This is a genomic window from Nocardia sp. NPDC052566, from assembly GCF_044547285.1.
Lineage (GTDB): Bacteria > Actinomycetota > Actinomycetes > Mycobacteriales > Mycobacteriaceae > Nocardia.
Genome location: NZ_JBIUAF010000007.1, coordinates 471313 through 484400, shown reverse-complemented (window position 1 = coordinate 484400; position 13088 = coordinate 471313). Strand labels below are relative to the sequence as shown.

Genomic DNA, 13088 nt, shown 5'->3' with positions numbered 1-13088 from the left:
ACTCGGCTCTCGTGCACAGATCGACGGCGCGACGGCGCCGGATCGGCTGGCGGGGTATCCGGCGAAGGTGGTTGAGGCAGAGCCGGATTCGATGGAGGTCGAACCAGGCCTCAATACGTTGATGTTCGGCAGTTCTCCCCGGGGATCGGGGGGCCTGCCGTCGGCTCACGCGAGAGGCAAGTAGGCAGCAGTGAGTAGGACAGGCCCCGCACCGATCCCTCGGCGCTGTGGAACGAACCGACCGCTAGTCCCCGCGTAACCGGATCGCGCGTAGCCGGTTTGAGATCGGTCACCATCAGCTCTTTGCACCTACTCGGGAGCGGATTCTCCACTTTGACCGGAACGACTTCATCGGCGAGGCTCACGCACGTCTTGCTATAGACCTCGTTGATCGACAACCCGAGGATCGACCACGGAGATCCGCGCAGAATGACGACCCTGCCACCGTCCGCACCAACGTAGTAGCCGCTACGTATTCGGCTGTATCCGACCGACATCGCGATGCCGACGGCGAGAACAGCGATGAGTGACAACAGGATCCGCATTCGGCCGGTACCAGCTGGCTTGTCCGGCTTTGGTACAACGGCGCCATCGGCCCATGGCGGTCCGGGAATTCGAGGCGGGGCAGCGTGCGCCCAGCCCTGACTGGACGGGACGACCGTAGTTCGCGGGGCGTGGACCGCGTTTTCCGCCGCAGAGAGCAAGGCAGCGCAGGTCGGGTATCGGTCATCGGGCTTCTTGGCCATTGCGGTCGCGATGACCTCGTCCAGACCTGGCGGTAGGCCTGGGCGGGCCGCGGTGGGGCGAGGCGGCGGGGCGTGGAGGTGTGCCCCGACTACGGCGGCTTGCTCGCTTCTAGGGAATGGCGTTGCGCCGGTGAGGAGTTCGTAGAAGGTGCAGCCGAGGGCGTAAATATCGGCGCGGTGGTCGACCTGGTCGCCGAGGAACCTTTCCGGGGCGGCATAGGCGAAAGTGGCTGCCATACCGGAAAAGGTGACAGTGTCATCGAGCGAACGAGCGATGCCGAAGTCCGCGACCAGGGCGCGCTCGCGGCCACTGTGGCCACGCTCGATGAGCAGGTTCGCCGGTTTGATGTCGCGGTGCAATACCCCCTGCTGATGGGCATAGTCGAGAGCATCCGCGGCGTCGGCGATCAGCCGCGTCGCACGGTCCGCCGACAATGGGCCATCCGTGGACAGCAGTCCGCTGACATCTCCGCCCTCGACATACTTCATCGAGATCCACAGCTCTTCGTCACCCGGTGTGCTGCGGTCGTAGATGGGAACGATATGAGGATGCTCGAGCCGCGATGTGAGGCGCGCTTCGCGGTCGAACCCAGCACGGACCTTCGGGTTGTGACTGAACGTCTCGGCAAGGACTTTCAGAGCGACTCGACGCTCGAGCCGAGGATGGTGAGCCAGATAGACCGCACCCATTCCGCCGGTACCGAGTAACCGTTCGATCGTGTATCCGGCAAACACCGAACCCGGTTGGAATCGCACCCCCGAATCCTCCCTGACGCCAAGGCCGATCAGCCAAACGATACCCCGAAACCCAAGATCATCACGGGCGGGCGGTGGAAGCACGGCGCGAACTATTTGATGAGCTGAGTTTCGAAAGCGATGCGGTCGCCGCGGTAGAGGGAGCGGACTCGTTCGATGGGGTCGCCCTTTTCGTCGATACTGCGGCGGTGCAGCAGCAAAAGCGGCAGGGACGTGGTGCATTCGAGGAGCGCGGCCTCGCGCGGGGAGGCGAGGACGGTTTCGATGCGTTCGGTGGCGCTGCCGAACACCACGCCGAGTTCGCGGACCGCCGCGTAGAGCGAGGTGGTCGGATCGTAGGTGTTGCGCAGCGACGAAAAACGGTGCAGGGGAAGGAAAGTGCTCTCCAGGCCGATGCGTTCGCCGTCGGCGAGTAGAATGCGCTCCAGGTGCATGACCGGATCACCGGCCGGAATGTCCAGTGCGCGTGCGGTATCGGCATCCGCGGGCACGTCGTCCCAGCCGACCAGGATGCGGCCGGGTACCCGGCCGTAGCTGAGCGCGCCCTCGGTGTAGGAGCGCAGCGACAGCGGCTGCACCATCTTCGGCATCGACACCACGGTGCCCCGGCCCTGCCGCCGAATCCGGCCCTCCACCAGGAGATCTCGCAGTGCCTGGCGCACGGTTTCGCGCGCCACCTCGAAGCGCACCGCCAGATCCCGTTCGGACGGAACGGGATCGCCCTCGGCGAGCTCGTCCAGGATCTGTTCGAGCTCGGTCCGCACGACATACGACTTCGGCAGCCTGCCCGCCCCTGCCACTTCCACCATGCGCTCAGCGTACCGGTTAATGGTCTATACCAATTGTTCACTCGCCGTTTACAGCCGGCACACCCGTTGGTCTAGACCATTGGTCACCATGGGTGGCATGCGATTGGTCATCATCGGAGGTGGAATCCTCGGCACCGCACACGCCCTGGCCGCGATCGGCCGCGGGCACGAGGTCGTGCAGCTGGAGCGGGAGCCGGAGGCGCGCGGCGCCACGGTGCGCAACTTCGGCCTGGTGTGGGTCTCCGGGCGCTCCGCCGCCGAACTCGAGCTGACGCTGCGCTCGCGCCAACTGTGGGAGGAGATCGGCGGCCGGGTTTCCGGTGTCGGCTTCCGGCCCGCCGGATCGATCACGCTGGTGCGCACGCCCGCCGAACTCGCCGTCGCCGAGGCCGCCGCCGCGCACGAGACCGCCGCCGCCCGCGGCTTCGCACTGCTCGACCCGGATCGGGTGCGTGCGATCAATCCGGCGCTGCGTGGCAAATTCCTTGCGGGACTGCATTGTTCGACCGACGCGGCGGTCGAGTCGCGGCAGGCGCTGCCCGCGCTGCGCGCCTACCTGTCGGCCTCCGGGCGCTACACCTTCCACGCGAGCACCGAGGCGCGCTCGGTCACCGACACCGGCGCGGGCGCGGTGGTCGTCGACGATCAGGGCCGCCGCCACGAGGCCGATCTGGTGCTCGACTGCCCCGGCGCCGCGCACACCGGCCTCACCAGGGAACTCGTCGGCGCCATCCCGGTGCGCCGGGTCCGGTTGCAGATGATGCAGACCGCGCCGCTCGGCGAGCCGCTCACCACCGCCATCGCCGACGGCGACAGCTTCCGCTACTACCCCGGTTTCGCGGGCGCCGAGGTGGACGCGCTCAATCGTGAACAGTCCCAGTCGGCTACGGCCGCGGAACACAAGATGCAGCTGCTGTGCGTGCAGCGGCTGCACGGCGGGCTGACGATCGGCGACACCCACGAGTACACCGAGCCGTTCGCCTTCGATGTCGACGAGGCGCCCTACGAGCACCTCACCGCGGTGACCGAGGAATTGCTCGGACGCAAACTCCCCCAGGTGGTCCGGCGCTGGGCCGGCGTCTACAGCCAGAGCATCGATCCGAACGCGATCGTCACCCGCGCCGAGGCCGCCGAGCACGTCTGGGTGATCACCGGTCCCGGCGGCCGCGGCATGACCCTCGGCCCCGCCCTCGGCGAGCAAACCGCCGACCTGCTGAATCTGTGAGGAAAGACTATGTCCGACAAGAACATCGACCTCGCCGTCCTGGATATGGCGGGCACCACCGTCGCGGACGGCGGCCTGGTGCTGCGTGCCTTCGACGCCGCGGCGACCGCTATGGGCATCGAAGCCGAAGGCCCGCAGCGCGATCGCTTCCGCGACTACGCGCAGGCGACCATGGGCCGCTCCAAGATCGTCTGCTTCCGTGAGCTGTTCGGCGACGAGGACAAGGCCCAGCAAGCCAACAGCGCCTTCGAATCCGCCTACGACGCGCTGATCGACGAGGCCGATATCGCCCCCATCCCCGGTGCCGCCGAGGCGATCACCGCACTGCGCGCAGCGGGCGTGAAGGTCGCGCTGACCACCGGCTTCAGCCGCGGAACGCAGGACAGGCTGTTGAAAGCGCTCGGCTGGCAGGAGATCGCCGATCTCACCCTGGCGCCCTCCGATGCCGGACGCGGCCGCCCCTATCCGGATCTGGTGCTGACCGCGCTGCTGCGGCTGCACGCCGACGCCGTCGATCGCGTTGCGGTACTGGGCGATACGACCAGCGATATCGCCACCGGCCTCGCCGCGGGCGCCCGGATCGTGGCAGGCACGCTCACCGGCGCGCACGACGAGGCGCAACTGCGCGGCGCGGGCGCGACCCATGTCGTCGCCTCGGTCACCGAATTCGCCGAGCTGATCCTGACCGAGCGCTGCTGACCCCGTCCGACCAGGACGACGGAATCCCCTGTCCCTTCGATGCATCCCTCACCTAACGAAAGTTGCAGTAACGTGCGCACTTCCCCAACGCGCCTGTCCAGCACCCTGTCTCGCACCGCGCTGCTGCTCGCCGCCGCGACCGCCGTCTCGGTCACCGCGGCGTGCGGCGGCACCGGCAGCACCGGCTCCGGCGATCAGACCGTGACCGTGTACTCCGCCGACGGTCTCGACGGCTGGTACAAGAGCCAGTTCGAGAAGTTCAAGGCCAAGACCGGTATCGCGGTCAACGTGGTGGCCGCGGGCTCCGGCGAGGTGGTCAACCGGGTGGAGAAGGAGCAGTCCAACCCGCAGGCCGACGTCGTGGTGACGCTGCCGCCGTTCATCCAGAAGGCCGATGCCGCAGGGCTGTTGCAGCCCAGCGGCGTGGACACCGCGGCGTTCCCCGACACCGCCAAGGATCCGAAGGGCAACTACGTCACCCTCGCCGACAACTACCTGAACTTCATCGCCAACACCTCGGTCGAGTCGGGCAAGCTCACCTGGGACGACCTGCTGAAGCCGGAATACAAAGGCAAGCTGCAGTATTCGACCCCCGGCCAGGCCGGTGACGGCACCGCGGTGCTGATCCTGCTGCAGCAGCTGCGCGGTAAGCAGGGCGCGCTGGACTATCTGAAGCAGTTGCAGGCCAACAACGTCGGCCCCTCGGCGTCGACCGGCAAGTTGCAGCCGAAGGTGGACAAGGGCGAGCTGCTGATCGCCAACGGCGATGTGCAGATGAACCTGGAGTCGATCACCAGCAAGGGTTCGAAGTTCAGCATCTTCTTCCCCGCCGACGCCGCGGGCAAGCAGACCACCGTCGCGGTCCCCTATGTCATGGGATTGGCCAAGGGCGCACCGCATTCCGCCGCCGCCAAGAAGCTGATGGAGTTCCTGCTCGGCAAGGACGCCCAGCAGACGCTCGGCCCCGACGCGTTCGCCGTCTCGACCCGCACCGATCTGAAGGACCAGGGCGCCACCGGAACCGGCGCGAGCCCGGCGTCGCTGATCAAGGGCGTCGAGATCGTGCGCCCCGACTGGAACAAGGTGCTCACCGACCTGAGCGCCGATGTGGCGGCCTACGAGAAGGCCATCGGAGGCTGAGATGAAACCCGGCGACACGCTCACCGAATCGACCGCGGCCACGGCGGCCGACACCACCACCGAACCCGCCATCGTCTTCGACCGGGTCGGGGTCCGGTATGGCGGTGGCCGCAAAACCACCGTCGCCCTGGCCGATTTCACGCTGCGTGTCGCCGCGGGCGAAACGGTCGCGCTGCTCGGCCCGAGCGGCTCGGGCAAGTCGACCGCGCTCAAGGCGCTGGCCGGCTTCGTCCGGCCGACCTCGGGCGCGGTCCGGCTGGCCGGGCGCGACGTCACCGATCTCTCGCCCGCCAAGCGCGGGATCGGTGTCGTCGTGCAGTCCTACGCCCTGTTTCCGCATATGACCGTGCACGGCAATGTCGCGTTCGGGCTCAAATCCCACCGGGTGCCGCGCCGCGATATCGAGGGCCGGGTGCGGGAAGCGCTCGGCATGGTCGGCATGGCCGAGTACGCGAAACGCCTGCCGCGCGAACTGTCCGGCGGCCAGCAGCAGCGGGTGGCCATCGCCCGTGCGCTGGCCATCCGGCCGAAAGTGCTGCTGCTGGACGAGCCGTTGGCCGCGCTGGACGCACAATTGCGGCAGTCGATGCTCGGCGAACTCCAGCAGCTGCGAAAGGCGCTGCCGGACACCGCGATGCTGTATGTCACCCACGATCAGTCCGAGGCGCTGGCGCTGGCCGACCGGATCGCGGTGATGCGCGATGCCAGGCTGGTCGATATCGATACCGCCGAAAACCTGTGGCAGCGCCCGCCGACCGGGTTCACCGCCGCCTTCCTCGGCGGCGCAAACCTGCTGCCGTGCACCGTGAATCGGGTGTCCGGCGGCGCGGGACTGGTCACCGTCGGCTCGCATACGCTGCGCACCCAAGCGCCCAAGCCCGGTGTCGGGCAGCAGGACTGGGCGCCGGACGCGACCGCGCTGCTGTGCGTGCGGCCGCATACCGTGCGGATCGGCGCGGTCGGTGAGCGGGATGCGTTGCGCGGCACCGTGCTGTCGAGCGTGTGGCGCGGCGCCTCGACCAGGCTGCGGATCAGCGTCGACGGGCTGCCCGAGGAACTGGCGGTCGACGTGCCCGGCCATCCGGCCGCCGAGGTCGGCGCCGTGATCGGCGTGCTCTTCCCCGATCCGGCGGGGGTTCTCATCCCGGCCACCGTCGGCGCCGAATCACTGCCTGCCGCGCCGAATTCCGGCTCAGGCCAGACGGGAGCGCGGGCGTGAGGGGGCCCGCGGTCCTGAGCGGGTCCGGCGAGGTGCTCTCATGAACGCGCCGACCGTGCTGGATCGACCGCTCGACCACACACCGCCATCGCCTCCTGCCGCACAACGTACTTGGCGTCCGGTGCTCTGGGCACTGCCGCCGGTGCTCGTCGTGCTCGCCATCGCGGTCTATCCGATCTCCCGGGTGCTCATCGAATCGACGGCCACCCCGACCGGACGCGGCACCTCGGTCTGGTCGAGCGTGCTGAGTTCCGAATCGTTCCGTAATGCCCTGTGGCGCACCATCTCCATCGCGGTCGCCTCGACCGCGGGCTGCCTGATGCTCGGTACCTTCCTCGCCGTCGTGCTCGCGTTCGTGCCGTTTCCCGGTTCGGCCGTGGTCGGCAGGCTGATCGACACCGTGCTCACGCTGCCCTCGTTCCTGGTAACGCTGGCCTTCACCTTTCTCTACGGCACGGCGGGCGCGATCAACGCGCTGATCACCGAGATCACCGGCCGCGCGACACCGCTGCTCGACTTCCTCACCACACCGTGGGGCGTGATCGCCGCCGAGACAACGTTCTTCACTCCGTTCGTGGTGCGTCCACTGCTTGCCGCGTTCACTCAGCTGCCGCGCGAACAGCTCGATGTCGCCGCGAGCCTCGGCGCCTCACCGTGGCGGGTCCTGCGCCAAGTGGTGCTGCCGGAGGCGTGGCCCGCGCTGGCCGCGGGCGGCAGCCTGGTACTGCTGTTGACGCTCAACGAATTCGGCATCGTGCTGTTCACCGGAGCGAAGGGCGTGATCACCCTGCCCGCGCTGATCTACACCCGCGGCATCGTCACCTTCGACCTACCCGGCGCGGCGGTGCTCGCCTCGGTGCAGGTCGCGCTGTCGCTGCTGTTCTACGCGGGCTACCGCATGCTCTTCGCCCGCTGCACTGCCCCGAGAGGACGTTGACCATGCTGGTGTGGACTCGCACCGGAAAAGCCGTGGTACTCACGGTGTTCGGGCTCGTGGTGACCCTCGTCTTCGTCGCACCGATCGCCACCGTCGTCGCGGCGGCGCTGGCCGGGCGCTGGACCGGACCGCTGCCGTCGGACCTGGGCCTGGCCAACTTCCGCCAGGCGCTGGCCGGCGACGACGCGGCCAGCCTCTCGGTGAGCCTGCAAACCGCCTTGCTCGCAGGCGCTTTCGCGCTACTGCTCGGCACGTGGGCGGCGCTCGCCGCGCGCGAGGCGCCCGGCTGGTGCCGCCGTCTCACCGACGCGGTGTTCCATCTGCCGGTCGCGGTGCCGTCGGTGGCGATCGGCCTCGGTGTGCTGATCGCCTTCAACGAACGCCCGCTACTGCTCGGCGGCACCAAATGGATCGTCGTGCTCGCACATTCGGTCCTGGTGCTCGCCTACGCGTTCAGTGCCGTCTCCGCCGCACTCGACCGGCTCGACCCCGGCTACCGGCAGGCAGCGGAATCCCTTGGCGCGGGCCCGGTTCGGGTGCTCTGCCAAGTGACGCTACCCTTGCTGCTGCCCGCGCTCGGTGCGGCCGCCGGTCTGTCGGTCGCGCTGTCGATGGGTGAACTCGGCGCGACGATCATGGTCTACCCGGCCACCTGGCGCACGCTGCCCGTCACCATTTTCGGTGAGACCGATCGCGGTGAGGTGTTCACCGCAGCGGCGGGCACCACGCTACTGGTCCTCGTGACACTGATCGCCCTGGTGTTGCTCGGCAGAATCAAAGGCCGTGCCGCGATACGCTGACCCCGAATGCGCAATTCGAATCACGCATAAAGATATCAATTCGATACAAATGATCTTGTAATTCGCTGAATGCCAGCCGAATTGGATTTCCGGGCGGGCGTGCCGCGCCAGTCGACCACGCGGCACGCCGGGCGGGGCGCCCCGTTGCGCCCGCCGTCATTGTGCCGGCGACGTGTGCTTCCCGATGGAGTCACTGGTCGGATGACTCGGCACCGAGGACGCCGCCATTTATGCAGTGCGACGAACTCACTGCTCCGGCAAACGACGACGGCCACCGGCCACGTCGGTTACCAGATCAGTGTACCCGTCAACCAACTCGGCCAAGTGGTACCAGTGTTTATGGGTATTGTCGCTGCGCGCACCGTCGGCATCGATCGCTTGATTCGCGTCAACCCAGCTACGCGCCATGCGATCGACCACTGCTCCTAAGCTTTCGGTGTGCAGTGAAGCGCCGTTTCGATGCTGCGGGATCTCCTGTGCGATCCAATCGTTGATATCGTCGACGAGCTCACTTCGACGGCAGTCTATTTCGACGATCAGGGCGGCGTCGCGTACCTGAGCCCTTCGTTCGTGCAGTTCGGCGAGCGCGTGCGCGGACCGCAGCAGTTCACGGTCCAAGAAGCGTCGCCCTTGGAAGGCACACAACAACTGTGGGGCAGTAGGAAGTACGCCTACCGTTGGGGCACTCATGATCGCCACCACTCCCCGAGTTCACCCGACACCATCGCGCTTTGTACCAACATAATTGGCTCTCGATTCGGTTATCCCGGTCATCGGATCGGTTCTTCACAACTAGGCTAGCTGGATCATGCTCTTACACATGCAAGAACGCAATAGTGCGTTCTAAGTAGTGCGCAGACCGAAAGGGATGTCATGGCAGGCAAGCGCACCGTTCTCACGGTCCGGCTGCGCCGATTGGCGGCGCTGCTGTTCGACCTGCGCGAACATGCGGAACTCAGCAAGGAGGAGGTGAGTTCCAAGACCGGAATCAACGTGACCACGCTGTATCGGATCGAAACCGCACAAGCGCGGCCGCAGCGGCGCACGCTGATGGCGATGCTGGATCTTTATGGAGTTACCGAGCAGCAACGCACGGATGCTATTCAGTTGCTGACCGATGCGCTCAAGCCAGGAATGTCACGTCCCTACGAGGGCAGCCTGTCCGAGGTGTACGCGGCGTATATCAACTTCGAATCCGAGGCGCTCTCGGCGCGGCACTACCAAACCTCTTATATCCCCGGCCTTCTGCAGACCGAGCAGTACGCCATCGCGGTGATCGACACCTCCATGCCCAAGGTCGAGGCATCGGTCATGGAGCATCGCGCGCGGGCCAGGATGGACCGGGCCGCGGTGCTGTCCAAGGACGAACCGCTCGAGCTGTGGGTGGTGATGGACGAGGCGGCCATCCGCCGGGTGGTCGGCGGGCCGGCCATCATGCGGGGCCAGCTGGATCGGCTGCTGCAGGAAACCAAGCGCAAGAACGTGATTCTGCAGATCCTGCCTTTCGACGCGGGCGCGCATCCCGGCATGGCCGGCTCGTTCACGCTGCTCGACTTCCCGGATCCGGCGGACCCGGAGCTGGTGTACGTGGAGGGCATCGCGGGCGACGAACTCATCGAGGGACACAGCGAAATCCGCCGCTACGGCGTGATTTTCGACCAGCTGCGCGCCATGGCGCTGAGCCCGCGCGATTCGGCGACCCTGATCGCGTCGGCCGCCCAGCGGTTGAGCTAATTCCGGCTGGCCCGCCGGTATCCGACCGCGGCGGGGACGGCGAACACCACGATGGCCCCGACCGACCAGGCGATCGTCGCCAACAACGGCGTGCGCACCGCACCTCCGTAGGACAGGCCGCGCATCGCGTCGATGGCGTAGGTCATCGGCTGGTGTTCGACGATCGGGCGTGCCCACCCCGGATACGCCGCGGGCGGCACGAATCCGGAGCTGAAGAACATCATCAGCGACGAGCCGAGCGAAACGGCCTCCACCAGCGCGGCTTTCGCGCTGTAGACGGCGACGGCGGTGACAAGCGTCGCGAAGCCGAGGCCGTACAGCACGGGCACGCCGAACAGCGCGATACCGGCCAGCGCGCCCTGCCGGAAGCGGAACCCGAGCGCCACCCCGACCGCGAACAACACCAGGGTGCACAGCAGAATTCGCACACCCTCGGCCACGATCCTGGCGGCGAGACCCGACCCGCGATGCACCGGGAGCACCCAGAAGCGGGCGAGCAGGCCCGCGTCGCGCTCGCGCCCGAGGGTGATCGCACCGGCCAGCGAGCCCGACATCACGCCGACCAGCGCGACCATCGGCACCGACCCGTAGAGTGCGCTGGCGCCGGAGAAGGCCGAAATCTGGCGGCCGAGAACGGTATTCAGCACGATCAGCAACATCGCGGGAAACATCAGCGACTGCACCACCGTCAACGGGTCACGCCACCACCGCATCAGCAGCCGACGGGCCTGAATCATGGTCTGCGGCACGAGCAGTCGCATCGTCTCGGTGCGTCCCGACACGGTAGGTAAGGAACGCACCGTCGCCATCTTGGCCGATTCGGTCACCCCGACCTCCGTGCCGCCACGCCGAGGTCCGCCGCGCCGAACACCAGCAGCAGGCCGAGCGTCCACGCCAGCGCGGGTCCGAGCAGCGGCCAGCCGACCGTGCCCGCATGCCCCGACGGGTCGCCCGCCAGCGCGCGCATCGCCGAAATGAATTGCGAGACCGGCTGGTTGCGCGCGAAGACCTGGATCCACGCCGGGAACTGACCGGCGGGCGCGAACCCGGTCGACACCATGCCGAGGATCAACTGCGGCAGCACCAGCGCCTGCGTGGTCGCCTCCGGGCTCTTCATCAGGCCGCCGAGCAGGTCCGCGCCCAGGCACAGCGCCAGCGCGACCAGCACCGCGAAGGCCACGAATCCCGCCGTATGCCACCAGCTTCCATAGAAGCGGAACCCGATCACGTGGCCGCACACCAGCGCCGCCGCCAACGCGACGGCGGCGCGGTACAGCGAGGCGGTGATCCGCGCGGCCATCGGCACCGCGGCGGCCATCGGCAGCGCACCGAAGCGCACGGTGAGCCCGTCCCTGGCATCGCTGGCCGCGCGGAACGAGGTCGAGATCGCGCAGAAGGCCACCGCCTGCATCACGATCATCGGCATCAGGAACTGCGCGTAACTGCTCAACCCGTGCCCGTACACCGACATCACCATGTTCAGCGGCACATAGAACCCGAGGGTGAACACCGTCGGCGCGAGCACGGCGGTCACCAATTCGCCGTTGCGCCACGACGGCCGGATCAGCCGACGGGTCAGCACCCACCACTGCGTCACCGCGGGTGTGTGCCCACGCGGCTCCGCGGCGAGGAAAAGCTCGCTCATCTGCACGTTCCCATCCTGCGCGACACCGGCGCGAGTGATCGTGAACCCGCCGTCGCCCGCATGTCGCGCCGTCGGCCCTCGGCATCTGCCTGTGCTACGTACGGTGCGGCCGCGCGGTTCACCCGGTCCGGCGACCACCCGAAATCCGCTGCCGGGCCACCGAATCCGGACCGTGTGCGCACCCGCGTGACGACCGAGGCCGCGATCGGTAAGGTGAGCGCCGATGACCAGCATGGAAGCCCGGTTCCGTGACGCCGCCCGAACTGTGCCACTCCCCAGCCCGTGGAACCTGAGCGCCTACCTCGCCGATGTGGCCGCGCATCGAGGTCGCTCGATCACGCTCCGGCCCGTGCCCGCCGCGATGCTCGCCGAGACGGGCTGCCGCGGCAGCGGCCTGTGGGTCGCCCGCAAGCACGACGACATCATCGTCTACGACGCCGCGGCGACCGACCGAAATATCGATCACATCGTGCTGCACGAGGTGGGGCATATGCTGCTCGGCCACGGTAAGGACGACGCGGAACCGGCGGCACCGCTGGCGCCGACGCTGGCCGCGCTGCTGCCGTCGATCTCCCCGCATTCCATCCGGCATGTGCTCGGCCGCAACGATTTCGGCGAGGCGAACGAGCGTGACGCCGAGGTGTTCGCGGATATGACCATGGTGTACGCGACGCTGCCGCGGCGACGGACCCGCTCGTTCCGGCTGTTCCGGCGGCGGTGATCCGCGCCTGGCCTAATCGGGTAGTCGCTTGGTGCCGGTGCGTAGGTCGTCGACCAGGTCCTGATAGGTGTCGGCCAGCTCGTTGAGCCGCACCCAGGCGTCGTAGAACACCGGCTCCGGCGCCTGCGACAGCGGCACGAAGGCCTGCGCGGTCAACCGCGCCAGCCGATCGATCAGCTGTCCGACCGTTTCGGTGTGCGTCCCGGCCCCGCCTCGCGGCACCGGGGTCGCCAGGGTGACCCACCGGTCGATCGCCCGGATCAGCTGCGTCCGGCGCCGGTCCAATTTGTCCATTTCGCAGACCGGCGTGCGCTCGCGGATCTCGTGCAGCTGCGCCAACTCCCCCGCGGCCTCCAGCATCGGATGATCATCGTGCGGCAGGCCGCGGCAGGCCGCGATTATGAGGTCCTTGCCCGGAATCATCCGGCCGCTGTCGGAGTAGATCGTCATCACCGCTCCCCCGCCTGAAGGTTTTTCATCCTCGACCCGAGCGCGCCTCTCTCTGCCGCAGTATGCCACTCCCGCTGGCCCTCGAAACAGCCAATGCCACCGCATGCCGGGTACCAACGGCGTGACAAGGGTGTGTCACTTCGGCGCCGAGTTGCTCCCGTGTCGGGCGGCGGCTAGCATCCGTGGCGCCTGATGCGTTCGGGGTCA

The 13088-nt window shown here is 67.7% G+C and carries 14 protein-coding genes; 8 read left to right on the top strand and 6 right to left on the bottom strand.

Annotated elements, in window-relative coordinates; translation table 11 throughout:
• Positions 1-110: 110 nt before the first annotated feature.
• Together ACIG5A_RS36985 and ACIG5A_RS36980 are read right to left on the bottom strand one after the other, a co-directional pair.
• The gene (locus ACIG5A_RS36985; RefSeq protein WP_397249459.1) at positions 111-1436 is read right to left on the bottom strand and encodes a serine/threonine-protein kinase; all 1326 of its coding nucleotides are present in this window, start codon (positions 1434-1436) and stop codon (positions 111-113) included.
• Between the two features lie 158 nt (positions 1437-1594).
• Positions 1595-2311, bottom strand: a complete 717-nt coding sequence (locus ACIG5A_RS36980) for a GntR family transcriptional regulator (protein WP_397248880.1) — start codon at positions 2309-2311, stop codon at positions 1595-1597.
• 97 nt (positions 2312-2408) lie between these two features.
• Here ACIG5A_RS36980 and ACIG5A_RS36975 point away from each other — a divergent pair, with 97 nt between their 5' ends.
• The 6 genes from ACIG5A_RS36975 (at position 2409) to ACIG5A_RS36950 (ending at position 8331) form a co-directional block, all read left to right on the top strand.
• The gene (locus tag ACIG5A_RS36975) at positions 2409-3536 is read left to right on the top strand and encodes a TIGR03364 family FAD-dependent oxidoreductase (RefSeq protein WP_397248878.1); all 1128 of its coding nucleotides are present in this window, start codon (positions 2409-2411) and stop codon (positions 3534-3536) included.
• A 9-nt stretch (positions 3537-3545) separates the two neighbouring features.
• Positions 3546-4235, top strand: coding sequence for a phosphonatase-like hydrolase (locus ACIG5A_RS36970; RefSeq protein ID WP_397248876.1), 690 nt, complete (start codon positions 3546-3548; stop codon positions 4233-4235).
• A gap of 72 nt (positions 4236-4307) precedes the next feature.
• The gene (locus ACIG5A_RS36965) at positions 4308-5375 is read left to right on the top strand and encodes a 2-aminoethylphosphonate ABC transporter substrate-binding protein (RefSeq protein WP_397248874.1); all 1068 of its coding nucleotides are present in this window, start codon (positions 4308-4310) and stop codon (positions 5373-5375) included.
• A 1-nt stretch (position 5376) separates the two neighbouring features.
• Positions 5377-6594 carry an ABC transporter ATP-binding protein gene (locus ACIG5A_RS36960; RefSeq protein WP_397248872.1) on the top strand — a complete coding sequence of 406 codons (1218 nt, stop codon included), beginning with the start codon at positions 5377-5379 and terminating at the stop codon, positions 6592-6594.
• 40 nt (positions 6595-6634) lie between these two features.
• A complete protein-coding gene (locus ACIG5A_RS36955; RefSeq protein WP_397248870.1) occupies positions 6635-7531 on the top strand; it encodes a 2-aminoethylphosphonate ABC transporter permease subunit in 897 nt (298 codons plus the stop codon).
• Positions 7532-7533: 2 nt separating this feature from the next.
• The gene (locus ACIG5A_RS36950; RefSeq protein ID WP_397248868.1) at positions 7534-8331 is read left to right on the top strand and encodes an ABC transporter permease; all 798 of its coding nucleotides are present in this window, start codon (positions 7534-7536) and stop codon (positions 8329-8331) included.
• 246 nt (positions 8332-8577) lie between these two features.
• On the opposite strand, the gene ACIG5A_RS36945 is transcribed toward ACIG5A_RS36950, so the two are convergent.
• Entirely contained in the window at positions 8578-8937 is a 360-nt protein-coding gene (locus tag ACIG5A_RS36945) for a DUF4254 domain-containing protein (RefSeq protein WP_397249457.1), read from the bottom strand.
• A 267-nt stretch (positions 8938-9204) separates the two neighbouring features.
• Between ACIG5A_RS36945 and ACIG5A_RS36940 the strand changes: the two genes are divergently transcribed.
• Complete coding sequence (locus ACIG5A_RS36940; protein ID WP_397248866.1) at positions 9205-10065, top strand: helix-turn-helix domain-containing protein; 861 nt, start codon at positions 9205-9207, stop codon at positions 10063-10065.
• Here ACIG5A_RS36940 and ACIG5A_RS36935 read toward each other — a convergent pair.
• Positions 10062-10874: an ABC transporter permease gene (locus ACIG5A_RS36935; protein WP_397249455.1), complete on the bottom strand. Its 813-nt coding sequence runs from the start codon at positions 10872-10874 to the stop codon at positions 10062-10064. The genes ACIG5A_RS36940 and ACIG5A_RS36935 overlap by 4 nt on opposite strands.
• 14 nt (positions 10875-10888) lie before the next feature.
• Entirely contained in the window at positions 10889-11710 is an 822-nt protein-coding gene (locus ACIG5A_RS36930) for an ABC transporter permease (protein WP_397248864.1), read from the bottom strand.
• Between the two features lie 223 nt (positions 11711-11933).
• Here ACIG5A_RS36930 and ACIG5A_RS36925 point away from each other — a divergent pair, with 223 nt between their 5' ends.
• Positions 11934-12431, top strand: coding sequence for a hypothetical protein (locus ACIG5A_RS36925; protein WP_397248862.1), 498 nt, complete (start codon positions 11934-11936; stop codon positions 12429-12431).
• A 12-nt stretch (positions 12432-12443) separates the two neighbouring features.
• On the opposite strand, the gene ACIG5A_RS36920 is transcribed toward ACIG5A_RS36925, so the two are convergent.
• Entirely contained in the window at positions 12444-12881 is a 438-nt protein-coding gene (locus ACIG5A_RS36920; RefSeq protein ID WP_397248860.1) for a DUF4254 domain-containing protein, read from the bottom strand.
• Between the last annotated feature and the right edge of the window lie 207 nt (positions 12882-13088).